Annotated in this window: 15 protein-coding genes and 3 pseudogenes; 13 read left to right on the plus strand and 5 right to left on the minus strand. The window is 70.8% G+C overall.

Features of this window, described 5'->3' with window-relative positions; all coding sequences use genetic code 11:
• Positions 1 to 189: 189 nt before the first annotated feature.
• Complete coding sequence (locus ACR5MH_RS02480) at positions 190 to 2,274, plus strand: DNA gyrase/topoisomerase IV subunit B (protein ID WP_431350108.1); 2,085 nt, start codon at positions 190 to 192, stop codon at positions 2,272 to 2,274.
• A gap of 130 nt (positions 2,275 to 2,404) precedes the next feature.
• On the opposite strand, the pseudogene ACR5MH_RS02485 reads toward ACR5MH_RS02480, so the two are convergent.
• Positions 2,405 to 4,878, minus strand: a pseudogene (locus ACR5MH_RS02485) (DNA gyrase/topoisomerase IV subunit A).
• Positions 4,879 to 4,959: 81 nt separating this feature from the next.
• On the opposite strand from ACR5MH_RS02485, the gene ACR5MH_RS02490 reads away from it, so the two are divergent.
• The gene (locus tag ACR5MH_RS02490) at positions 4,960 to 6,093 is read left to right on the plus strand and encodes an alkaline phosphatase family protein (RefSeq protein WP_433862243.1); all 1,134 of its coding nucleotides are present in this window, start codon (positions 4,960 to 4,962) and stop codon (positions 6,091 to 6,093) included.
• A 31-nt stretch (positions 6,094 to 6,124) separates the two neighbouring features.
• Here ACR5MH_RS02490 and sepH read toward each other — a convergent pair whose 3' ends face one another.
• Positions 6,125 to 7,303 carry a septation protein SepH gene (gene sepH, locus ACR5MH_RS02495; protein WP_431350107.1) on the minus strand — a complete coding sequence of 393 codons (1,179 nt, stop codon included), beginning with the start codon at positions 7,301 to 7,303 and terminating at the stop codon, positions 6,125 to 6,127.
• A 204-nt stretch (positions 7,304 to 7,507) separates the two neighbouring features.
• Between sepH and ACR5MH_RS02500 the strand changes: the two genes are divergently transcribed.
• Positions 7,508 to 7,801 carry a DUF4193 domain-containing protein gene (locus ACR5MH_RS02500; RefSeq protein ID WP_369963084.1) on the plus strand — a complete coding sequence of 98 codons (294 nt, stop codon included), beginning with the start codon at positions 7,508 to 7,510 and terminating at the stop codon, positions 7,799 to 7,801.
• Positions 7,802 to 7,843: 42 nt separating this feature from the next.
• Here the strand turns inward: ACR5MH_RS02500 and ACR5MH_RS02505 are convergent, their stop codons facing one another.
• Positions 7,844 to 8,290 (minus strand): DUF3093 domain-containing protein, encoded by a 447-nt coding sequence (locus ACR5MH_RS02505; protein ID WP_431350106.1) that lies wholly within the window; start codon positions 8,288 to 8,290, stop codon positions 7,844 to 7,846.
• Positions 8,291 to 8,329: 39 nt separating this feature from the next.
• Here ACR5MH_RS02505 and dut point away from each other — a divergent pair, with 39 nt between their 5' ends.
• From dut to dxs, 7 genes and pseudogenes are all read left to right on the plus strand, one after another.
• On the plus strand, positions 8,330 to 8,788 hold the full coding sequence (dut, locus tag ACR5MH_RS02510; protein ID WP_431350105.1) for a dUTP diphosphatase: 459 nt from the start codon (positions 8,330 to 8,332) through the stop codon (positions 8,786 to 8,788).
• Entirely contained in the window at positions 8,785 to 9,423 is a 639-nt protein-coding gene (locus ACR5MH_RS02515; RefSeq protein WP_433862244.1) for a DUF3710 domain-containing protein, read from the plus strand. Before dut ends, ACR5MH_RS02515 begins: the two co-directional genes overlap by 4 nt.
• 14 nt (positions 9,424 to 9,437) lie before the next feature.
• A complete protein-coding gene (locus tag ACR5MH_RS02520) occupies positions 9,438 to 10,208 on the plus strand; it encodes a DUF3159 domain-containing protein (RefSeq protein WP_431350104.1) in 771 nt (256 codons plus the stop codon).
• A gap of 21 nt (positions 10,209 to 10,229) precedes the next feature.
• Positions 10,230 to 11,023, plus strand: a pseudogene (locus ACR5MH_RS02525) (cation-translocating P-type ATPase); the annotation flags it as partial.
• Complete coding sequence (locus ACR5MH_RS02530) at positions 11,015 to 12,601, plus strand: HAD-IC family P-type ATPase (protein WP_433862589.1); 1,587 nt, start codon at positions 11,015 to 11,017, stop codon at positions 12,599 to 12,601. The pseudogene ACR5MH_RS02525 and the gene ACR5MH_RS02530, both read left to right, overlap by 9 nt.
• 140 nt (positions 12,602 to 12,741) lie before the next feature.
• The gene (gene acnA, locus ACR5MH_RS02535) at positions 12,742 to 15,567 is read left to right on the plus strand and encodes an aconitate hydratase AcnA (protein WP_433862245.1); all 2,826 of its coding nucleotides are present in this window, start codon (positions 12,742 to 12,744) and stop codon (positions 15,565 to 15,567) included.
• Between the two features lie 78 nt (positions 15,568 to 15,645).
• Positions 15,646 to 17,595 (plus strand): 1-deoxy-D-xylulose-5-phosphate synthase, encoded by a 1,950-nt coding sequence (gene dxs / locus ACR5MH_RS02540; RefSeq protein WP_431350101.1) that lies wholly within the window; start codon positions 15,646 to 15,648, stop codon positions 17,593 to 17,595.
• Between the two features lie 40 nt (positions 17,596 to 17,635).
• On the opposite strand, the gene ACR5MH_RS02545 is transcribed toward dxs, so the two are convergent.
• A complete protein-coding gene (locus tag ACR5MH_RS02545; protein ID WP_433862246.1) occupies positions 17,636 to 18,169 on the minus strand; it encodes a dihydrofolate reductase family protein in 534 nt (177 codons plus the stop codon).
• Between the two features lie 52 nt (positions 18,170 to 18,221).
• On the opposite strand from ACR5MH_RS02545, the pseudogene ACR5MH_RS02550 reads away from it, so the two are divergent.
• Positions 18,222 to 19,181, plus strand: a pseudogene (locus ACR5MH_RS02550) (aldo/keto reductase); the annotation flags it as partial.
• Positions 19,182 to 19,288: 107 nt separating this feature from the next.
• Here ACR5MH_RS02550 and ACR5MH_RS02555 read toward each other — a convergent pair.
• Positions 19,289 to 22,243 carry a glycoside hydrolase family 2 TIM barrel-domain containing protein gene (locus tag ACR5MH_RS02555; protein WP_433862247.1) on the minus strand — a complete coding sequence of 985 codons (2,955 nt, stop codon included), beginning with the start codon at positions 22,241 to 22,243 and terminating at the stop codon, positions 19,289 to 19,291.
• An 88-nt stretch (positions 22,244 to 22,331) separates the two neighbouring features.
• On the opposite strand from ACR5MH_RS02555, the gene ACR5MH_RS02560 reads away from it, so the two are divergent.
• On the plus strand, positions 22,332 to 22,970 hold the full coding sequence (locus tag ACR5MH_RS02560) for a TetR/AcrR family transcriptional regulator (RefSeq protein ID WP_431350100.1): 639 nt from the start codon (positions 22,332 to 22,334) through the stop codon (positions 22,968 to 22,970).
• 18 nt (positions 22,971 to 22,988) lie between these two features.
• The gene (locus ACR5MH_RS02565) at positions 22,989 to 23,885 is read left to right on the plus strand and encodes a formylglycine-generating enzyme family protein (protein WP_431350154.1); all 897 of its coding nucleotides are present in this window, start codon (positions 22,989 to 22,991) and stop codon (positions 23,883 to 23,885) included.
• The last annotated feature ends 1 nt before the right edge of the window (position 23,886 follow it).

Here is a 23,886-nt window from a genome sequence, read left to right on the forward strand (position 1 = left end):
CGTCTATAGAACCACGTAATCCCGGAGACGAGGCGCGTATCGGCTGCTATTTCGCTCAACGCGTAGCCTCGCGACCCGTGGGTGTCGGGTCCGGGATCGCTTGGTGCAGCACGTACTCTGGAGGATGCGGCCCGCGCCGGAACGCGCGCCCCGCTACCCGGAACACCGCACGGAACACAAGGAGCGCTCGTGGCGAGCTCGGACTATTCGGCGAGGCACCTCTCGGTGCTGGAGGGCCTGGAGGCCGTGCGCAAGCGCCCGGGCATGTACATCGGCTCCACAGACTCCCGCGGCCTCATGCACTGCCTGTGGGAGATCATCGACAACTCCGTCGATGAGGCGCTCGCCGGGCACGGCACCGCGATCGAGGTCATCCTGCACCCCGACGACAGCGTCGAGGTGCGCGACACGGCGCGTGGCATCCCGGTCGATGTCGAGCCGAAGACCGGGCTGACCGGCGTGGAGGTCGTCTTCACCAAGCTGCACGCCGGCGGCAAATTCGGCAGCGGCTCGTACGCGGCCTCCGGCGGCCTCCACGGCGTCGGCGCATCGGTCGTCAACGCGCTCTCCGAGCGGCTCGACGTCGAGGTCGACCGCGACGGCAAGACCTGGGCGATGTCCTTCCACCGCGGTGAGCCGGGCGTGTTCGACGACGGCGACGCCGCGCCGAGCCCCGACGCCACGTTCTCTCCGTTCGTGAGCGGCAGCGAGTTGCGGGTGGCGGGCAAGGTCCGCAAGGGCGTCACCGGCACGCGCATCCGGTACTGGGCCGACCGCCAGGTGTTCACCGCGGGCGCCGAGTTCTCGGTGGACGACCTCATCGGCCGGGCGCGGCAGACGGCGTTCCTGGTCCCGGGCCTGGCGATCACGATCGACGACCAGCGCTCCCCGGAGGGCGAGCGGACCACCTTCAGCTACGACGGCGGCATCTCGGAGTTCGTGGACTTCCTCGCTCCGGACAGCCCGATCACCGAGACCTGGCGCCTCACCGGCGAGGGCCACTTCACCGAGACGGTCCCCGTGCTCTCCGACGGCGGCGCGATGGTGCCGACGGAGCTCAAGCGCGAGTGCCAGGTGGACATCGCGCTGCGCTGGGGGACCGGTTACGACACCGTGATGCGCTCGTTCGTCAACATCATCGCGACGCCGAAGGGCGGCAGCCACCAGACCGGCTTCGACCAGGGGCTGCTCAAGTTCCTGCGTCAGCAGGTGGAGCTGAACGCGCGCCGGCTCAAGGCGGGCACGGACAAGCTGGAGAAGGACGACGTGATGGCCGGGCTGACCGCCGTGCTGACCGTGCGCCTCCCCGAGCCGCAGTTCGAGGGCCAGACCAAGGAGGTCTTGGGAACCCCGGCGGTGCGCACGATCGTGGCCAACGTCATCCAGAAGACCCTCGCCGAGCGCTTCGCGTCGACCAAGCGCGACGACAAGACGCAGTCGGCGCTCGTGCTCGACAAGGTCGTCGCGGAGATGAAGAGCCGGATCTCGGCCCGCGCCCACAAGGAGACCCAGCGCCGCAAGAACGCGCTGGAGACGTCCTCGCTGCCGGCCAAGCTGGTCGACTGCCGGTCGAGCGACGTGGCGAACAGCGAGCTGTTCATCGTTGAGGGCGACTCGGCGCTCGGGACCGCGAGGCGGGCCAGGGACAGCGAGTACCAGGCGCTGCTGCCGATCCGCGGCAAGATCCTCAACGTCCAGAAGGCGTCGGTCTCCGACATGCTCTCCAACGCGGAGTGCGCGGCCATCATCCAGGTGATCGGCGCGGGGTCGGGACGCTCGTTCGAGCTGGGCTCGGCGCGGTACGGCAAGGTCATCATCATGTCGGACGCCGACGTCGACGGCGCCCACATCCGCACGCTGCTGCTCACGCTGTTCTTCCGCTACATGCGGCCGATGATCGAGGAGGGCCGGGTGTTCGCCGCAGTGCCTCCGCTGCACCGGGTCGTCGCGATCAACCCGGGCTCGAAGCCGAACGAGACGATCTACACCTACTCGGAGGCGGAACTCCAGGCCGTTCTCGCGGACCTCAAGAAGCGCGGGCGCAAGTACCAGGAGCCCATCCAGCGTTACAAGGGTCTCGGCGAGATGGACGCCGACCAGCTCGCGACAACGACGATGGACCGCGCTCACCGCACCCTGCGCCGCGTGCGCGTCTCCGACGCGGAGGCGGCGAACCGGGTGTTCGAATTGCTGATGGGGAACGATGTCGCGCCGCGCAAGGAGTTCATCATCGCGGGCGCGGATGACCTGAGCCGCGCGCGTATTGACGCGTAGGCAACGGAGGAGATCCGCGGCGACACGCCGGTGGAAGCAGGCAACGGAGGAGATCCGGGGCTGGGAGGTGTGGATGTCCTCTGTTGGCTGACGACACGCGGTGGGCGGCGGGGGAAGTCCTCCGTTGGCGTCAGGCGAGGCGGCGGCCGACGGAGGCGACGACCATGTCGAGCGGGGTGCCGGAGCCGTCGCGGCGGGCGCCCCCTCGGGGAGGACGCGCTGGGCGCCGTCGGAGCCGACGGCCAACGCGGGCGCGGGGCCGACCCAGGCGATGGCCAGCTCGGTCTCGCCCTTCAGGAAGCGCTGCGAGCGGACGCCGCCGGTCGCGCGGCCCTTGGCCGGGAACTCGGCGAAGTCGCTCACCTTGCCGCTGCCGGGGTCGGCGCCGGGGAGGGTCTGGTCGCTGACCGCGATGGTGACGACGACCGCCTCCTCGCGCTCGGCGGCCTCCACCGCGCCGAAGAACACCACGCGGGCATCGGCGGCCAGGTTGATGCCGGCCATGCCGCCGGCCGCCCGACCCTGCGGGCGCACCGAGCCGGCGGAGAACCGGAGGAGCTGGGAGTCGCTGGAGACGAACACGAGCTCGGCGTCGTCCGCCGACTGCACGGCTCCGACGACCGCGTCGCCGGCCTTCAGCGTGATGACCTCGAACTCCGGCTTGTTGGCCCAGTCGCCGGGCGACACCCGCTTGACCACACCCTGCCGCGTGCCGAGCGCGATCGCGCGCGGGGAGTCCAGCGAGACGAGCGCGAGCACGCGCTCCTTGCGGTCGGCCAGCGCGAGGTAGTCGCCCACCTTCACGCCCGCGCCGAGCTGCACCGAGTTGAGCGGGGCGGCCGGGAGGTCGACCGGCGAGAACCGGATGAGCCGTCCGCGGTCGGTGACGGCGCCGATCTCGCTGCGGCTCGTGGCGTCGAGCCGGGACAGGATCGCGTCGTGCTTGCTGCGCCGGGCCGGCGGCTGGATGCGGTCGAGGCCGTCGCCCTCTCCGGCGCCCGCGTCGACGCGCAGGATGCGGCCGGTGGTCGACAGGTAGACGCGGCACGGTACGTCGGCGACCTCGAGCTGCACCGTCATCGCCTTGCTGCGCGAGCCCGTGCCGGCGATGGACGGCTTCGCCTCGGTGAGGAGCGTCCGTCGCGGGGTGCCGAACTTCACGGCGACCTGCTCCAGCTCGTCGGACACGAGTCCCTCGATGCGTGCCGTGCTGCCGAGGATCTGCTCCAGTTCGGCGATCTCGGCCGCCAGCTGGTCGCGCTCGGTCTCCAGCTCGATGCGGGAGAACTTGGTGAGCCGGCGGAGCCGCAGCTCCAGGATGTAGTCGGCCTGCAGCGTGCTGAGGTCGAACACCTGCTGCAGCCGCGTGCGCGCCTGGTCGGTGTCGTCGGAGGTGCGGATGACTTGGATGACCTCGTCGATGTCGAGGATCGCGATGAGGAGGCCCTCGACCAGGTGCAGGCGCTCCTTGCGGCGCGCGAGCCGGAACTCCGAGCGGCGCGTGACGACGCTGATGCGGTGGTCGAGGTAGACCTGCAGCAGCTCGCGCAGGCCCAGGGTCTGCGGGCCGCCCGCGACGAGGGCGACGTTGTTGATCGAGAAGCCCTCCTCCAGCGGCGTGTGCCGGTAGAGCTGCTCGAGCACGGCGTCCGGGCTGAACCCGGTCTTGATGCCGATGACGAGGCGGAGGCCGTGCTGCCGGTCGGAGAGGTCGGTCACGTCGGAGATGCCGTTCAGCTTCTTCGCGTTGACGCCGTCCTTGATCTTCTCGATCACACGCTCCGGGCCGACCCCGTAGGGGAGCTCGGTCACGACGAGGCCGCTCTTGCGCGCGGTGATCGACTCGACGCCCACCTTGGCGCGCATCCGGAAGCTGCCGCGGCCCGTCGCGTACGCGTCGCGGACGCCGGCCAGGCCCGCGATGGTGCCGCCGCTCGGGAGGTCGGGGCCGGGGACGTAGTCCATCAGCTCGTCCAGCGTCGCGTCGGGGTGGGCCAGGAGGTGGCGGGCGGCGCCGACGACCTCCACCAGGTTGTGCGGGGCCATGTTGGTGGCCATGCCGACCGCGATGCCGCTGGCGCCGTTGACCAGGAGATTCGGGAACGCGGCGGGCAGCACGTCCGGCTGCAAGAGCTGGTTGTCGTAGTTGGGGACGAAGTCCACGACATCCTCGTCGAGGTCTTCGGTGAGGGCCAGCGCGGCGGCGGCGAGGCGCGCCTCCGTGTAGCGCGCGGCGGCGGGGCCGTCGTCCAGCGAGCCGAAGTTGCCGTGCCCGTCGACCAGTGGGACGCGCAGGGTGAAGTCCTGGGCCATGCGCACGAGCGCGTCGTAGATCGCGCTGTCGCCGTGCGGGTGCAGCTTTCCCATCACCTCGCCGGTGACGCGCGCCGACTTGACGTGACCGCGGTCCGGGCGCAGGCCCATCTCGGTCATCATGTAGAGGATGCGCCGCTGCACGGGCTTCAGGCCGTCGCGGGCGTCCGGGAGCGCCCGCGAGTAGATGACGGAGTACGCGTACTCGAGGAACGAGCCCTGCATCTCGGTCGTGACGTCGACGTCTTCGATGCGTTCGGTGATCGGGGCCTGGTCGTCTGCTGGTGTCATTCGTGCATTCGGTGATGGGGCGGCAGGAGGCGCGCCGGTTCGACGGCTTCCGTCCGTCCCACCTGTGAAAGACTGGGCCGGATGCCCCCCATGCTACCGGCCGCGTTCACCACCCGAGCGAGCCTCGCCACGGTGATGCCGAGTTCTCTCGGGGCGCTGCGTGGGCAGACCAACGATCTCGGGCTGCCTCCGCTCCAGCACGTGGTCGTCGTCGTGGTCGACGGTCTCGGCGCGGCGGCGCTCCGCGCCCGCGAGGGGCACGCCCGGACGCTGGCCTCCCGGCTGGGCAAGACGACGACGATCGACGCGGGCTTCCCGACCACGACGGCCGCCGCGCTCGCGACGCTGACGACCGGGACGACGCCGGGGCTGCACGGCCTCGTCGGCTATCGGGTGCGCGACGACGCGGGCCGGCTGACCAACCAGCTCAACGGCTGGGACGACCGGATGGACCCGGCCACCTGGCAGCGCGCGGAGACCGTCTTCGAGCGCGCGGCGGCCGATGGTGTCGGCTCCTTCGCGCTCGGCGTCCCCGCGTACGCGGACTCCGGCTTCACGCACGCCGTGCTGCGCGGCGCCGAGTTCATCGGCGGCCGCACGATGGCCGCCCGCTTCGACGCCGCGCGGGAGGTACTGCGCACGCCCGGGCCGGCGCTCACCTACCTCTATGTCGCCGAACTCGACCAGGCCGCCCACGCGCGCGGCTGGGAGTCGCCGCGCTGGACGGCCGAGCTGGAGACGCTGGACGCACTGGTCTCCGGGCTCGCCGCCTCCCTCGGCCCGGGCCACGGCATGCTGGTCACCGCCGACCACGGCATCGTCGACATCCCCGAGAGCGGGCACGTGCTCTACGACACCGCGCCCGAGCTCCTGGAGGGCGTGGCGGAGATCGCGGGCGAGCCGCGGCTGCTGCACCTCTATACACAGGAAGGCACGCGCGCGGACGACGTGGCGGCGCGCTGGCACGAGGCGGAGGGCGGCCGCTCGTGGATCGCGACCCGCGCGGAGGCGATCGGGGCGGGCTGGTTCGGCCCGCAGGTCGCGCCCGAGGTGGCGCCGCGGATCGGCGACGTGCTCGTCGCCGCGCGCAAGCGCATCGCCTACTACGACTCGCGCGACCCGCAGCGCACCGGGCGCAGCATGATCGGCCAGCACGGCTCGCTCACGGCGGAGGAGACGCGGGTGCCGTTGCTGCGGTTCGGCGCGGCGGCATAGCCGCCCGGTGCCTCAGGCCAGGTCGTCTTCCTCAGGCCAGGTCGTCGTCCGTGCGCGCGCCGAAGACGATCTCGTCCCAGCTCGGCATCGCGGCCCGCCCCTTGCGGCGTCCGTTCGAGACCGGGGTCTGCTCCTGGGTGGAGGACAGCGGCGCGGGCGGAGGAGGCGTGGGGGCGCTGGAGGTCGGGGTACCCGAGGGCGGGGACGCCGGGGGCGGACCGAACTCCTCGATGACTGTGATGGATTCCTCGACCACCCGGAACGGCGTGATCGGGTCGAGGAGCGTCGGCTGCTCGACCTGCTCGTGGCGGCCGTTCCGGTCGCCGCGGTCGTTCCGCGGTGCCGGCTCCTCGTAGCCGGCGGCCTCGCGCTCCCCGCGGCGGCGCCGCAGCGCCTCCAGGAGGTCGGCGGTCTGGTGCAGGTCGCGCGGCGTCTCGTCCGCGCGCTTGATCGCGGAGACCGTGATGGAGTTGTTGGCACGGCCGGGAGCGTGCGGCTCCAGCGGCTCGATGGGCTGGGTGACCTCCGGGCCGAGCAGGTCGATGCCGGGGGCGGGGAAGGTGAAGGCTCCGCTGTCGAAGCGGGAGCTGTCCGGCTCGCCCTCGTGCGGGAGGACGGCGCGCAGGCGCGGGATGAGGGCGCCCCCGCGCAGCTCGCCGGCCTGGGAGAGCGTAGTGGCCTCCGAGTTGAGCGGTGCGAGCGCGTGCTTGCGGAGGTCGTAGCTCCAGCGGGCGTCGTGGTCGATCTCGTCGGCGGTGAACTCGAGCTTCACGATCCAGCCGGTCTCGGCGTCCTTCCAGCTCGCCCAGCGCTCGCCGGCCACGCCGAGCGAGGCGAGGCGGTCGCGGATGACGGAGCCGAACGTGTCGGGTTCGCCCAGTGGGTCGACCTCGGCGGCCGTGCGGACCGGGACGCTGAGGGCGCTCGCTACCACGTGCTCGCGCTCGGCCACGATCGGGCCCTCGAAGCGCTGGACGTACTCCAGGGGCGCGCCCGTGACCGCCGCGACGTCGTCGGCGGACATCCCCGAACGGATGTGGGCCTGGATCTCCCGCGGGGACAGTTTGGGGACTTCGGCGGACGCCTGCTGTCGCACCTGCCGGATCTTCGACTGCAGCGTGTCGTCGACGGCGATGCGGAAGCGTTCACCGTCGTCGCCGACGGCGACGATCGCACCGTTCTCGACCCCGATGACCTTCAAATCCTGCATTGTGATGCCTTCCGAGCTCGCGTTCGTTCGGGCCCAGAATGCCACGAGAACGGGGGACTTCCGGGGAATACCGCGGGCGTGCCGGAAGTTGAACACCGAGCAAACGCTGAGAGGCTCCTGCGCGGTTTTGCTATTCGCAGGCGATTGATGCAAACTATGGCCGCCGATTGCGAGAATCGGCCGTACGACGAGAAGTGGATGGGCATGGCAACGGATTACGACGCACCGCGGAAGACCGAGGACGACTCCGAGTCGATCGAGGCCCTCAAGGAGCGAGTTCCGGACAAGATGTCTGGTGTCGTCGACGTCGAAGACGCCGACAACCCGGGCGGCTACGAGCTCCCCGGCGCCGACCTGTCGGACCTCGACCTCGACGTCGTGGTGCTGCCTCCCCAGGCCGACGAGTTCACCTGCGTGAACTGCTTCCTGGTGAAGCACCGCTCGCAGATCGACCACGAGACCAAGCTCGGACCGATCTGCATGGAGTGCGCCGCCTGAGCGACGCACCGCACGCCCGACGCCGATGAGCCCCGAACGGGACTACAGAGGACGCCGGGCCTCATCGAGAACCCGGACCAGCTGGTCCGGGTTTCTTGTCGAGATCAGCCAGTAGGGCGCCGGGTCGTCCACATCGAGCACCGGCACCTTCACGACCGGCTTGATCCAGCCGCGGATGAGCAGCCAGGCGCGCGCGTCCAGCCGCTGGCCGCGCTCCATCGTCGCCTCCTCGCCGGTGAACGCCTTCGGCTCCCCGATGAACTCCAGCGGGATCCTCGCGTTCCCTGCGGTGAGCTCGGCCGCGGTCACCCGGACCACGGGAGCGGAGGCGAGCAGCGCGATCACGATCGCCGCGTAGAAGACGATCGCCAGCACGACGCCGACGGCGAAGTTGATCGGGGCGAAGACGAGCATCACGGCGGGCACGACGAGGATGGTGGAGACGAAGAGCCAGGGGGTCGCCCACAGCCGTTCTCGGTAGAGGTCCATGGGACTATTCGATCATCCTTCGTGCACTACCCTCGACACGTGACCGAAACCGTGGACGTCCCGATCGTCGCCGACCGCCTTCCCGTGTACGCCCACCCCGGTGACGCGGGCGCCGACCTGTGCGCGGCGGAGCCCGTCACGCTGGCGCCGGGGGAGCGGCACACCGTCCCGACCGGGGTCTCGATCGCGCTGCCGGAGGGCTACGTCGGCTTCGTGGTGCCGCGCAGCGGCCTGGCCATGCGCCACGGCATCACCATCGTCAACGCGCCGGGCACCGTGGACGCAGGCTATCGCGGCGAGATCAAGGTGACCGTCCTGAACACGGACAGGTCGATGTCGTACGATATCGCCGTCGGCGACAGGATCGCGCAGTTGATCGTCATGCCGGTCGCGCAGGCCCGGTTCATCCCCGTCGACACCCTCCCGGACAGCCACCGCGGCACCGCGGGCTTCGGCTCGTCCGGCTACACCGTCACCCAGGCAGGAGATCACGCTTGACCGACAGCATCGACACCCCCGGCGAGGCCGAGCCTCAGGACGTGGAGAAGTCCGCGCCGGAGGATCGGGAGATCGAAGGTCCCCTCGACGACAGCGAGGCGAACCCGGTCCGTCCCTACGTCGACCTCGGCGGCGTCAAGATCCTGCCCCGCGAGGGCCTGCACCTCCGCCTGGAGGTCGAGGAGGAGTCGCAGCGCGTCGTGGCCGTCGGGCTCGACTACGCGAACTCGACCCTGCAGGTGCAGCCGTTCGCCGCTCCGCGCTCCACGGGCCTCTGGCACGAGATCCGCGGCCAGATCGCCGAGCAGGTGCAGCGCCAGGGCGGCCGCGTGAGCGAGCGCGACGGGGTGTTCGGCCCGGAGCTGGTCGCCGAGATCCCCATCGCCGCGCCGCAGGGCGCCCCGGGCGAGACCCGCGTCGCGCGCTTCGTCGGCGTCGACGGCCCGCGCTGGTTCCTGCGCGGCGTGATCGCCGGTGACGCGGCCGTGAAGCCGGAGGCCGCCGCGCTGGTGGAGGACCTCTTCCGCAGCATCGTCGTGGTGCGCGGCAACACCCCCATGCCGCCGCGGGACCTCATCCCGCTGCGCATGCCGTCGGCCCCGAGCACCGGCGACAGCGGATACAGCTCGCTGTGAGCGGTGGGCGCGACGTGACCGAGCAGCACCGCCCGGAGCCCGGGGACGAGGAGCGCGACCCGGTCGCCTCCACGCTCGGCGAGAGCCTGGCCAAGGCCGCGCGCAACTCCGGCATGGGCCAGCTCGTCGACGGCGAGACGCCGACCGGCACCGCGCTGCTCTCCGCCCTCGGCGGCGTGCGCGGCCTGCTGGAGACCATCCTCCCCGGACTGGTCTTCCTCATCCTTTTCACGTTCACGCAGAACGTCCCGCTGTCGATCGGCGTCTCGGTCGCCGTCGCCGTCGTCTTCACAGCGGTGCGGATCGTCGGCAAGACGCCGGTCACCCAGGCACTGGCCGGCCTGATCGGCGTCGGGATCTCCGCGATCCTCGCGCTCATCACCGGGCGCGGCGAGGACAACTTCATCCTGGGGATCTGGACGAACGCGGCCTATGCCGCCGCGCTCCTCATCTCCATCCTGATCCGCTGGCCGCTGATCGGCCTCGCGGCCGGCTACCTCATGGGCGACGGGCTCGCGTGGCGGTCGGTGAAGTCGAAGTTCCGGGTGATGCAGGCCCTGACGTTCCTCTGGTTCCTGCTCTTCGCCGCTCGACTGCTCGTGCAGGTGCCGCTCTATCTGGCGCACACCGACGCCGCCACCAGCGCCCTCGCCCTCACCAAGCTCCTGATGGGCGTCCCGCTCTATGCTCCGCTGCTGCTCATCACGTGGTTCGTGGTGAAGGGGCAGTTCCCGCAGAGGCCGCAATCGACGGCCCAGAAGCCGCACGGCGACAGCGCCGGCTAGCACGAGTCCAGGAGGGGGAGGATGCTCGACGCGCGCACCAGGGAGGGGCTGAGCGCCGCGCAAGTCGCAGAGCGCCGCGCGGACGGCCGCGTCAACCTCCAGCGCCAGCCGGGGTCGCGGTCGATCTCCGACATCCTGCGCGAGAACATCTTCACGCTGTTCAACGGCATCCTCACCGGCTGCTTCATCGCGGTGCTGCTGCTCGGCGACCTGCGGGACGGTTTCTTCTACGGCGTCGTGGTCGTCAACGCCCTGATCGGCATCGTCCAGGAGGTGCGGGCCAAGCGCGTGCTCGACCGGGCGGCCCTGCTGGCGGCGCCGGAGAGCCGGGTCCGCCGAGACGGGCAGGTGGTCGCGATCGCGCTGGAGGACGTCGTGCTCGACGACCTCCTGGTGCTGCGCCCGGGCGACCAGATCCCCGCCGACGCGGTCGTGGCCGAGAGCACGGGGCTCTCGGTGGACGAGTCGCTGCTGACGGGGAGTCCGACCCGGTGTTCAAGGACGAGGGCGCCCGGCTGCTCTCCGGCTCCCACGTCGCCACGGGCACCGGCTATGCGATCGTCACCGCGGTGGGAGCGGACTCCTACGCGAGCAAGCTGACCAGCGAGATCCGCCGGCATTCGCTCGTGCACTCCGAGCTGCGCGACGCGACCAACCGCATCCTCGTCTACCTCTCCTGGATCCTCGGCCCGATCATCCTGGTGACGATCATCGGCCGGGTGCTCGCCTACGGCGGCTTCACCGAGCTCTTCACGGACTCCCGCTGGCGGCGGGCGCTGCTCGACGCGGTCGCTGCCGTGGTCGGGATGATCCCGGAGGGGCTGGTGCTGCTGACCAGCCTCGCGTTCGGGGTCGCCGCCATCCAGCTCGCCGCGCGCAAGGTGCTGGTGCAGGAGCTGGCGGCGGTGGAGGTGCTGGCGCGCGTCGATGTGCTCTGCCTCGACAAGACCGGGACGCTCACCACCGGCGAGCTGGTGCTGGAGGGCACCGAGGCGATCGGGGACGTCCCGACCGAGCTCGCGGAGATCGCGCTCGCGGCGTTCGGGGCGGATGATACCGGGAACGCGACGTCCGGCATCCTCTCGACCGGGTTCCGGAGCGACCGGTTCCGGGTCGAGCGGCGCATCCCGTTCAGCTCGGCGACCAAGTACAGCGGACTCGTCATGCGTGTGGCGGACGAGGAGAGCGCGTGGGTGCTGGGCGCGCCGGAGCGCGTGCTCGCCGGGCACGAGGAGGCGCTGCGGCGCGCGACGTCGATCGCCTCGACCGGGCGGCGGACGCTGGCGCTCGCGCGGGCGATCGACCCGCTCCCGCACGGCACGCACGTCCCGCTCGACGACGTGCGGGTACAGCCGGCGCTGCTGGTCGTGCTCGGGGAGACGCTGCGACCGGAGGCCCCGGAGACGCTGGGCTACTTCGGCGAGCAGGCCGTCCGCGTGGTCGTGATGTCGGGTGACAACCCGGTCACGGTGGAGGCCGTCGCCCGGGCGCTGAACATGGAGGGCGAGGCCGTGGACGCCTCCACCCTGGAGACAGACGACGACCTGGCCGCCGCGCTGGAGCGGTCCAGCATCTTCGGCCGGGTGAGCCCGGAGCAGAAGCGCACGGCCGTCGGCCTGCTGCAACGCCAGGGCCGCACGGTGGCGATGACCGGCGACGGCGTGAACGACGCGATGGCCATCAAGGACGCGAACCTCGGCATCGCGATGGGAACGGCGACGGCGGCGACCAAGGCCGTCTCCCGGCTGGTGCTGCTCGACAACCGTTTCGACCGGCTGCCGGACGTGCTCGCCTCCGGCCGGCGGGTGATCGCCAACGTGGAGCGGGTGTCCAACATCTTCCTGGCGAAGACGGTCTACGGCATCCTGCTCGCCCTGTTCAGCGCCGTCGTGCTGTGGCCGTTCCCGTTCCTGCCGCGCCAGCTCACGCTGGTGTCGACGCTGGCGATCGGCATCCCCTCCTTCTTCCTGGCGCTGGCGCCGAACAAGCGCATCTACACGCCGGGCGTGCTCTCGCGCATCCTGCGGTACTCGATCCCGAGCGGCGTCATCGCTGGGCTGACCGCGGTCGTGGCGTACGCGCCCCTGCACCGCTCCATCCCGCTGCACGAGGCGCGCAGCGTGACGACGGTGGCGCTGTTCTGCGTGTCGCTCTGGATCCTGTGCGTCCTCACCCGGCCGCTCACGACCTGGCGCTGGTTCCTGCTCGGCGGGGTGGCGACGGCGTTCGTGCTGGTGTGCGTCATCCCGGGCGCCGCGAGCTTCTTCGAGATGCACCTCTCGCTCGACACGGCACTGCTGTGGGGCATCGCGGTGGGGGCGGTGGGAGCGGCCGGCATCGAGCTGTTCTACCGCTTCGCCCGGCGGCGCGGCCTGGTGTTCGACCGGGTCTGAACGTGCTAGATTTTATCTCGACGTCAAGATACTTTCCTGGTGCCACCACTTAGGATTACCTTGCTGGAAACAGGCTTCGACGCACGACAAAGATGGACACGGCGCGCGGGATCTCGCCTGCCGACGAAGGAGAAGGCACAGTGTCAGCTACGACTGATTCAGAGTTCGGCAGTTTCGGTGCGAAAAGCACCCTGACGGTGGGGTCGAAGGACTACACGATCTTCAAGATCGACACGGTCGACGGCTACAAGAAGCTCCCGTTCAGCCTCAAGGTGCTGCTGGAGAACCTGCTGCGCACCGAGGACGGTGCCAACATCACCGCCGACCACATCAAGGCCCTCGGCGGCTGGGACCCGGAGGCGGAGCCCGACACCGAGATCCAGTTCACACCGGCCCGCGTCATCATGCAGGACTTCACCGGCGTCCCCTGCATCGTCGACCTCGCCACCATGCGCGAGGCCGTGTCGTCGCTCGGCGGCGACCCGGACAAGATCAATCCGCTCGCCCCGGCCGAGATGGTCATCGACCACTCTGTCATCGCCGACCTGTTCGGCACGGCGGATGCGCTGGAGCGCAACACCGACATCGAGTACGAGCGCAACGGCGAGCGCTACCAGTTCCTGCGCTGGGGCCAGACCGCGTTCGACGACTTCAAGGTCGTCCCGCCGGGAACCGGCATCGTCCACCAGGTGAACATCGAGTACCTGGCGCGCGTCACGATGACCCGCGAGGTCGGCGGCGAGCTGCTCGCCTACCCGGACACCTGCGTCGGCACCGACTCGCACACCACCATGGTCAACGGCCTCGGCGTGCTCGGCTGGGGCGTCGGCGGCATCGAGGCGGAGGCGGCCATGCTCGGCCAGCCGGTCTCCATGCTCATCCCGAAGGTCGTCGGCTTCAAGCTCACCGGCGCCATCCCCACCGGCGTCACCGCGACCGACGTCGTTCTCACCATCACGCAGATGCTGCGCAAGCACGGCGTGGTCGGCAAGTTCGTGGAGTTCTACGGCGCCGGCGTCGCGGAGGTCCCGCTGGCCAACCGCGCCACCATCGGCAACATGAGCCCCGAGTTCGGCTCCACCGCCGCGATGTTCCCGATCGACGACGTCACCCTCGACTACCTGCGCCTCACCGGCCGCAGCGAGGAGCAGGTCGCCCTGGTCGAGGAGTACTCGAAGGCGCAGAGCCTGTGGCACGACCCGGCGAACGAGCCGGTGTTCTCCGAGTACCTCGAGCTCGACCTCTCGACGGTCGTCCCGTCCATCGCCGGCCCGAAGCGCCCGCAGGACCGCATCGAGCTGAGCAACGCGAAGGGCCAGTTCGAGAAGGACCTGGTGGACTACGCGGACATCTCGCACGATCTGGTCGACCTGACCATCTCGGAGTCCTTCCCGGCCTCCGACCCGGGCGAGCTGTCGCCGGAGGACGGCCACAGCCACCACGTGCACACGCACCACAGCCACGCGCCCAAGACGGCCTCCAGCCCGACGCCGGTCACGCTGGGCGACGGCACCGACTTCGTGATCGACCACGGCGCGGTCGCGATCGCGGCGATCACCTCGTGCACCAACACGTCCAACCCGTCGGTCATGCTGGCCGCCGGCCTCCTGGCCCGCAACGCGGCCGCGAAGGGCCTCAAGGCCAAGCCGTGGGTCAAGACCACGCTGGCTCCCGGCTCCAAGGTCGTCACGGACTACTACGAGAAGGCCGGCCTCACCAAGGACCTGGAGGCCCTCGGCTTCTACACGGTCGGCTACGGCTGCACCACCTGCATCGGCAACTCGGGCCCGCTGCTGGACGAGATCTCGCAGGCGGTCAACGACAGCGACCTCGCCGTCACCGCCGTGCTCTCGGGCAACCGCAACTTCGAGGGACGCATCAACCCCGACGTGAAGATGAACTACCTGGCGAGCCCGCCGCTGGTCATCGCCTACGCGCTCGCCGGGTCGATGAACTTCGACTTCGAGGTGGACCCGCTGGGCACCGACGCCGACGGCAACGACGTGTTCCTGAAGGACATCTGGCCGGACGCCGCCGAGGTGCAGCAGACGATCGACTCCTCCATCAACGAGGGCATGTTCGTCACCCAGTACGCGTCGGTCTTCGAGGGCGACGAGCGCTGGAAGTCGCTGGCCACCCCGACCGGCTCTGTCTTCGAGTGGGACGAGAAGTCCACCTACGTGCGCAAGCCCCCGTACTTCGAGGGCATGACGCTGGAGACCACGCCGGTCGCCGACATCACCGGCGCCCGCGTCCTGGCCAAGCTCGGCGACTCGGTCACCACCGACCACATCTCGCCCGCCGGCTCCATCAAGGCGGACAGCCCGGCCGGACAGTACCTCAACGAGCACGGCATCGACCGCAAGGACTTCAACTCCTACGGCTCGCGCCGCGGCAACCACGAGGTGATGATCCGTGGCACGTTCGCGAACATCCGCCTGCGCAACCAGCTCCTGGACGGTGTCGAGGGTGGCTACACGCGTGACTTCACCCAGGCGGACGGTCCGCAGTCGTTCATCTACGACGCCTCGCAGAACTACCAGGCGCAGGGCACCCCGCTCGTCGTGCTCGGCGGCAAGGAGTACGGCTCCGGCTCGTCGCGCGACTGGGCGGCGAAGGGCACCAGCCTCCTGGGCGTCCGCGCGGTCATCACCGAGAGCTTCGAGCGCATCCACCGCTCGAACCTGATCGGCATGGGCGTCGTCCCGCTGCAGTTCCCGGCCGGCGAGAGCGCCGACTCGCTGGGGCTGGACGGCACCGAGTCCTTCTCGATCACCGGGCTGGAGGAACTCAACGAGGGCCGCACGCCGAAGACCGTGCACGTCGTCGCCGAGCCGACCGAGCACTCGCCCGAGGGCAAGCAGACCGTCGAGTTCGACGCTGTGGTCCGGATCGACACCCCCGGTGAGGCCGACTACTACCGCAACGGCGGCATCCTGCAGTACGTCCTGAGGAGCCTGGTGTAACCAGACCGTTGTCACGGGGAGGCTCGGGATCGTCGGTTCCGAGCCTCCTCCGATTCACACGGTCCTACACTGAAATCCATGAGCATCCTCGAAACCATCCACGGGCCGCGTGATCTCGACCGGCTCACGGAACGGGAGCTCGACCAGCTCGCTGCCGAAGTGCGCGCGTTCCTGGTCGCCAACGTCGCCAAGACCGGCGGGCACTTGGGGCCGAACCTCGGTGTGGTCGAGACGACGATCGCCATCCACCGGGTCTTCGACTCGCCGCGGGACGCGATCGTCTTCGACACCGGGCACCAGTCGTACGTCCATAAGCTGCTCACCGGTCGCCAGGACTTCTCCCGGTTGCGCCAGCGGGGCGGGCTCGCCGGCTACCCGCAGCGCTCAGAGTCGGAGCACGACATCGTCGAGAGCTCGCACGCGTCGTCGTCGCTGAGCTGGGCCGACGGGATCTCCCGCGCCTTCGAGATGACCGGCCAGAACGACCGGCACGTGGTCGCGGTCGTGGGCGACGGCGCGTTGACCGGCGGGATGACGTGGGAGGCGCTCAACAACATCTCCGACGACAACAACCGCCGGCTGATCATCATCGTCAACGACAACGGGCGCTCCTACGCCCCGACGATCGGCGGCATGGCGCGATTCCTCAACACGGTGCGCACGCGCCGCGGCTACCGCAACCTGTACTTGAGCAGCCGCAAGGCCTTCGACAAGCTCGGGGCTCCCGGCCAGTCGTTCTACCGCGGCATCCGCGGCGGCCTGCACGGCTTCCTCAGCCGCTTCTCCAACAACGAGTCGCTGTACTCGAACCTCGACATCAAGTACATCGGGCCGGTGCACGGCCACGACATCGAGGCGATGGAGGAGGCGCTGCGCCAGGCGAAGAACTACGGCGCGCCCGTCATCGTGCACGCGATCACGCAGAAGGGCCGTGGCTACGAGCCGGCCCTGCGCGACGCCGCCGATCAGTTCCACGCGGTCGGCCAGATCGACCCGGAGACCGGTGAGGCCCTCGAGAGCTCGACCGGGCAGAGCTGGACGGGCGTCTTCTCCGACGAGATCGTGAAGCTCGCCGAGAAGAACCCGAAGATCGTCGGCATCACCGCCGCGATGCTGCGACCGACCGGCCTGCACAAATTCGCGGAGCGGTTCCCCGACCGGGTGCACGACGTCGGCATCGCCGAGCAGCACGCTGCAACGAGCGCGGCGGGCCTCGCGTACGGCGGCCTCCACCCGGTCGTCGCGATCTACGCCACCTTCATCAACCGGGCGTTCGACCAGGTGCTGATGGATGTCGCGCTGCACAAGGCCGGCGTCACGTTCGTGCTCGACCGCGCCGGGGTCACCGGTCCGGACGGGCCGAGCCACCACGGCATCTGGGATCTGGCGATCCTGCAGGTGGTCCCGAACATCCGGCTCGCCGCGCCGCGCGACGGCTCCCGGTTCCGGGAGGAGCTGGCGGAGGCCGTGGCCGTCGACGACGCGCCGACCGTGCTGCGGTTCCCGAAGGGCGACGTGCAGGCGGACATCCCCGCGCTGCGGCGCCTGGAGGACGGCGTGGACGTGCTGCGCGAGTCCGACAGCAAGGATGTCCTGCTCGTGACGGTCGGCCCGATGGCCGACCTCGGGCTCAAGGTCGCCGACCGGCTCGCGGCGCAGGGGATCGGCGCGACCGTCGTGGACCCGCGCTGGGTCGTCCCGGTGCCGCGCAGCATCCTGAGCCTGGCCGCCGACCACCGCATCGTCGTGACGATCGAGGACGGCATCCGGGTCGGCGGGATCGGCACGCGCGTGCGCCAGGACCTTCGCGAGGCCGGCATCGACACTGCGGTGGACGAGCTCGGTTTGCCCGACGCGTTCATCGACCATGCGACGCGCAGCCAGATCCTGGACGACGCCGGGCTCACGCCGCAGAAGATCGCACGCGACCTGGTCGCGCAGGTGCTGGGCAGCCGCATCCCGATCGCCCGCCCCCTGCCCGCGGACGAGCCCGCCGAGGGCGTCGCCGCCAAGAAGCGCCGCGCCTGACCCTGTCGCTCTGCTCCCGCCCTTCGGCGGCGGGCGGGGGTCAGGCGAAGCGGTAGACGTGCTCCACGGCGCCGGAGGGGAACGTCTTGGTGCCGGAGAGCACGAGGGGGCGGCTGGCCTCGGCGACCGGGAGCAGCGGCTTGCCCGAGCCGACCAGCACCGGCACGTAGGTGACGTGCAGCTCGTCGATCAGGCCGCGGTCGGCGAACTGGGCCGCGAGCGCGCCGCCGCCGACCATCCACACGTCCCGGTCGTCTGCGGCGTCCCGCAGCTCGGCGTCGAGCTGGGCGATGTCGCCGGAGAAGAACGTGACGACCGCGCCCTCCGGGACCGGCAGCGTGCGGTGGGTGACCACCCAGGTGGGGATGTCCTGGTACGGCCACGGCCCCTGCTCGCCGAGCACGAACTCATACGTCGTGGCGCCCATCACGAGCGCGCCGATGCCGGAGATGAACTGCTGGTAATGCTCGTCGAACTCCTCGAAGCCGAACTGCATGAGCCACTCGATGCGGTCATGCAGGTCGGCGATGAAGCCGTCGATGGAAGAGGCGACGTAGTACTTCGTGAGGGCCATGCCGCGACCGTACCAGCCGCCGGGGACACGGGGATATCGTGAAGGCATGGCACTGATGACGATCACACTGGGTACGGAGAAGCTCGAGGTCTCGCGACTCGGCCTCGGCTGCATGGGCATGAGCGCGTTCTACACCGGGGCCGGCGACGACGACGCCGGGTCGATCCGGACCATCCACCGGGCGATGGACCTCGGGGTCACCTTCTTCGACACCGCGGAGATCTACGGCCCCTACACGAACGAGGAGCTGCTGGCCCGCGCCTTCGCCGGAGGCCGCCGCGACCAGGTGGTGATCGCCACCAAGTTCGGCACCATCCTGCACCGGTCGAAGGGCGAGCGCGGTCTGGACGGCTCACCCGAGAACGTCCGGCTCTCGGTCGAGGGCTCGCTGAAGCGGCTGCAGACCGACCGCATCGACCTCTACTACCAGCACCGGATGGACCCGGGCACGCCGATCGAGGAGACCGTCGGCGCGTTGAAGGAACTGATCGAGGAGGGCAAGATCCGGCACTACGGGCTGTCGGAGGCCGCGCCGGAGACCATCGTGCGCGCCAACGCGGTGCACCCGGTGACCGCGGTGCAGACCGAGTACTCGCTGTGGACGCGCGACCCCGAGGCGGAGGTGCTGCCGACGGTGCGCGAGCTCGGAATCGGCTTCGTACCGTACTCGCCGCTCGGCCGCGGCTTCCTCACCGGCTCGATCCGCTCGCTCGACCAGCTCGCCGAGGACGACTTCCGCCGCTTCAACCCGCGGTTCGAGGGCGACAACCTGGAGGCCAACATCCGCATCGTGGAGCAGGTCGACGAGGTCGCGCGGGAGGCCGGCGCCAAGCCGGGCCAGGTCGCGCTTGCGTGGCTGCTGTCCCGCGGCGACGACCTCGCGCCCATCCCGGGCACGCGTCGGGTCGAGAACCTGGAGCAGAACGTCGCCGCTGCCGACCTCGACCTCACGCCCGAGCAGCTCGCCCGCCTCGACGCCGTCGCCGCCCCCGTCGGCGACCGCTACGCCGACATGACCCCCTCAACAAATAGCCCCCCCCCCTCCGCAGCCATCGCTTCCTCACTTTGTCCCGCGACACGCCGGTCCGGAGCGGGAGAAAGTGAGGAAGCGATGGCTGCTCAGGCGCGGAAGCGGAGGCGGAGGGTGCGGGCCTCGGCACGGAGGGCGAACTGCGGCCAGACGTCCGGGCCGCACGCGCGCGAGCCGAGGCCGTGCTGGGCGGCGTCCACGAACAGGTAGGTGGTGTCGGACTCCGGCAGCTCGTGCGGGTGGTCCGCCGCGGCGACCTGCTGGGGTGTGTGCCGAGACAGCGAGAAGCCCGGGAGGCGTCCGCGGCCGTCCGGGAACGCGGTGAAGCCGAACGCGCCCAGGTCGACCTCCCGGACGGCAGAGCGGTGCCCGGTCTCCTGCGGGCGGGCGTACTCCACGTTCAGCTCCTCCATGCCGGCGCGGAACCGGCCGACGGAGGCGGCGCGAGTGCTGTCGGGGTAGGACTCCAGCGGACCGGTGCCGAACCACTCGGCGCCGTCGACGACGCCGTCGCGGTCGGGGAGGTCGAACCGCACGCCGATCCGCGGCCACACGCTGGACCAGCCGGTGGACGGCTCGATCTCCACCCGGAGGTCGAGCTCGCCGTCGGTCAGCGTCCAGATGGTCTCGACGGTCACGAAGTGCACGGAATTCGCCGCCGCCACGCGCGTGACGGTCCGCACGGCGTCCTCTGCCTCGTGCACCGCGACCAGTCGGTGCGTCAGCCGGTCGAGGCCCTGCTCCCGCCAGAGGCTCGCACTGGGGACGCCGACGATGCTCGCGTCGCTGTAGGCGAGGTCGCCGTACGCCGCGCCCTCGTCGTTGTCGGTCGGGGCGCGGAACAGCTCCAGGCGCGGCCCGGCGACGGCTCGCCCGGCGAGGGCGACGAGGCGGCCGCTCTCGAAGGAGGTCGGGCCGAGAGTGAGTGTGCCCTCTGCCTCCCTCCAGTCGTGGGGGCGTCGGGCGGGCCGCAGGCGCCGGGCGGCCGAGCGGTCGAGCTGCGCCCGGGCGACGACGTGACCGGCAGGAGCCCAGGCCGTGTCGGCGGCGAGCACGGCCGTCACCGTGAGCCACGTCTCGGCGTCCTCGGCGACGGAGACGTCGGGCAGCGGCACCCGGGCCGAGTCGCCGGCCTCCACCACCGGGAGGTCGAGTGTCCCGGAGGCCGCCTCGCGCCCGTCGTGCTCGACCGTCCAGCGCAGCGTCAGGTCGGCGGTGCTCGCGCTGTGCCGCCGATTCCTCACGACCACCTCGTCCCCGTCGAACGCCAGCGCGACCGGCTGCGCCACCGCCGCGAACTCGTGCAGGCCGGGGGTAGGCACGTCGTTCGACAGCACCATGCCGTCCATCACGAAGTTGCCGTCGTGGACGACCTCCCCGAAGTCCCCGCCGTGCGCATAGTAGGGCGCGCCGTCCGCCGTGCGGGTCAGGATGCCGTGGTCGCGCCACTCCCAGACGAACCCGCCGTGCAGCCGCGGGTGAGAGTCCACCAGTGCCTCGTACTGGTCGAGCGCGCCGGGGCCGTTGCCCATCGCGTGGGCGTACTCGCAGAGGATGAACGGCTTGGTCCGCTGACGCGCACCCTGCGCCGGCGTGCAGCCGAGCAGCGGGGCGAGCGAGCCGTCCGTGCCGATCTGCTCGGTCTCCGGGACGGACGAGTACATCCGCGAGTAGACGTCGGTGTACTCGCCGGTGTAGTCGCCCTCGTAGTGCACCGGACGCTCGGGGTCGCGGTCGTGCGCCCAGGCGGACATCGCGGCCAGGTTCGCGCCGGTGCCGGACTCGTTGCCGAGCGACCACAGCACGATCGCGGGATGGTTCTTGTCCCGCTCCACGGTGCGCCGGATGCGGTCCAGGTAGGCGTCGCGCCAGCGCGGGTCGTCGCTCGGGTTGTCCCGCCAACCGGCCTTCTCGAAGCCGTGCGTCTCCAGGTCGCACTCGAGGATCACCCAGAAGCCCAGCTCGTCGGCGAGGTCGAGGAGGCGCGGGTGCGGCGGGTAGTGGCTCGTGCGGATGGCGTTCACGTTGAACTGCTTCATCCGGATCAGGTCGGCGCGGGCGTGCTCCTCGTCGAAGACCCGGCCGCGCTCGGGGTGCGTCTCGTGCCGGTTCATCCCGTGGAAGACGACCCGGCGCCCGTTGACGAGGAACCGGTCGCCGCGGATCTCCACGGTGCGGAAGCCGAGGCGCAGCGAGACGGTCTCGCCCTGGGCGGCGACCGTGGCGTCGTAGAGCCGTGGGGTCTCGGCGGTCCACGGCTCGACCGGCCCGACCTCGATCGCGGCGACGTCGGCGGCCGACTCCCAGACGGCCTCCACGCCGAGCTCGGGGACGCGCAGGATGACCGGGAAGGCGGCCGCGCCCGCGGTGACCTCGGGGACGAGCGTGCCGGCGCCGTCCGCGAACGCGGTGCGGAGCCAGACGTCCTCCAGACCGTCGGGGCGGCGTGCGCTGAGCGTCACGTCGCGGAAGATGCCGGGCAGCCACCACTGGTCCTGGTCCTCCAGGTAGCTCGCCGCCGACCACTGGTGCACGCGCACGGCGAGAAGGTTCCCCTCGGCGCGGACCTGCTCGGTCACATCGAACTCGTGGGCGAGCCGGCTGCCGCTCGCGGAGCCGACCTCCACACCGTTCAGCCAGACCCGGTAGAGCGATTCGACACCGTCGAAGCGCAGCACGACGCGGGCGTCGGGGGGCCACCCGCCCGGAAGGTCGAACCGGCGCCGGTAGTCGCCTGTCGGGTTCTCGTCGGGCACGAAGGGCGGCTCGATCGGGAACGGGTACTGCACGTTGGTGTAGATCGGGCGCCCGTAGCGGCCGTCGCCGTGCAGGACCCAGTGCGCCGGGACCGGAAGGGTGTCCCAGCCGGCGTCGTCCAGGTCGGTGCGTGCGACGTCGTCCGGGAGGTCGGCGGTGGGGGAGAGCCGGAACCGCCAGTCGCCGTTCAGCGAGAGCGTCGGCGCGTCGGTGTGCAGCCAGGAGCGGGGCGCACGGAGAGCGCCGGAGGAGGGCGCGGTGTCGGCGAGAAGGACGGGAGACGGCACGATGCTCCTTGGATGGTCACTGCGGTGTGGAAGGGCTAGCATCGACCGTAGTCGAAAATTGTTCAACTGACCTAATTTGGAGGTGGGCATGGGCGGAGCCGAGCCCGGGCAACCCGCGCGCCGGCGCGGCCCATACGCGAAGTCGGCCGAGCGCCGGCAGCAGATCGTGGACGAGGCGTACCGGGTGTTCGCCACGCGTGGCTACCACGGCAGCTCGCTGCGCGAGATCGCGGCCGCGGCCGGCATCGGGCTGAGCACGCTCCAGCACCACTTCGGCGGCAAGGAGGATCTGCTCCTCGCGGTGCTGGCCCGCCGCGACGAGCGGGGCGGTGAACTCGACACGTCGGGCGGTCGCCCCGACGACGACCTCCGGTTCCCCGACACGATCGTCGCCCAGGCCCGGCGGAACGAGGGCATCCCCGGGCTCATCGCGCTCTACAGCATCCTCGCTGCGGAGGCCACCCGCGCCGAGCATCCGGGACACGGCTACTTCCTCGCCCGGTATGCGGGGATGCAGGAATCCTACGAACGCGAGTTCGCCGCGCTCGCCGCGTCCGGGCGTCTCCGCCACGGTGTGGACCCGGCGCTTGCCGCGGCGACGGTGGTGGCCCTGTGGGAGGGCATCCAGCTCCAGTGGCTCTACGACCCGGAGCGGATCGACGCCGCCGCGGCCCTGCGGGGGTACCTCGATCTGGTGCTGGTGAACGGGGCGCCCGCAGAGCGGTAGCGTTGCCCCGTGGACGACATGGTGCACATCGACGGCGGGACCTTCCTGATGGGGAGCGTCGAGTTCTATCCCGACGAGCAGCCTGTCCACGCACGCACGGTCGGCGACTACCTCATCGACCGCTACGCCGTCACCAACGCGGACTTCGCCCGGTTCGTGGACGCAACCGGTTATGTGACCGTGGCCGAGCGCCCGATGGACCCGGCCGACTATCCCGGGGTCGCCCCGCAGGACCTGGTGCCGGGTTCGCTGGTGTTCACCGCGACCGCCGGGCCGGTGGACCTCCGCGACTGGCGGCAGTGGTGGCGGTGGGAGCCGGGCGCGCGCTGGCGGCATCCCGAGGGCCCGGAGTCGGGCATCGAGGACCGGATGGACCATCCGGTCGTGCAGGTCTCGTTCGAAGACGCCTCCGCCTACGCCGCGTGGGCGGGCAAGCGGCTCCCCACGGAGGCCGAGCACGAGTTCGCGGCGCGCGGCGGGGTGGACGGGGCGCGCTTCGCGTGGGGCGACGAGGCCTACCCGGGCGGCGTGGAGCAGGCGAACTCGTGGATCGGGAGCTTCCCCTACGACAACCGCGGCCGGTTCGGCGCGACGACGGCACCGGTCGGTTCGTACCCGGCGAACGGCTACGGGCTCTACGACTTCATCGGCAACACCTGGGAGTGGACGAGCGATTACTACGTGCCCCGCCACGTCGTGCCCGGCGAGGAGGCCGTGGACGCCGGGGCGCGCGTCGACCTGCTCGCCTCCACCAGCGCCGAGCCCGGATCGCGCATCCCGCGCCGGGTGCTGAAGGGCGGCTCCTACCTGTGCTCGCCCGACTACTGCCTGCGCTTCCGGCCGGCGGCGCGCTCGCCGCAGGCGGACGACACCGCGACCACTCACATCGGCTTCCGCTGCGCCGCCGACGTCTGAG

The sequence above is a fragment of the Streptomyces sp. L7 genome (genome assembly GCF_050990935.1).
Classification (GTDB): Bacteria; Actinomycetota; Actinomycetes; order Actinomycetales; family Microbacteriaceae; genus Leifsonia.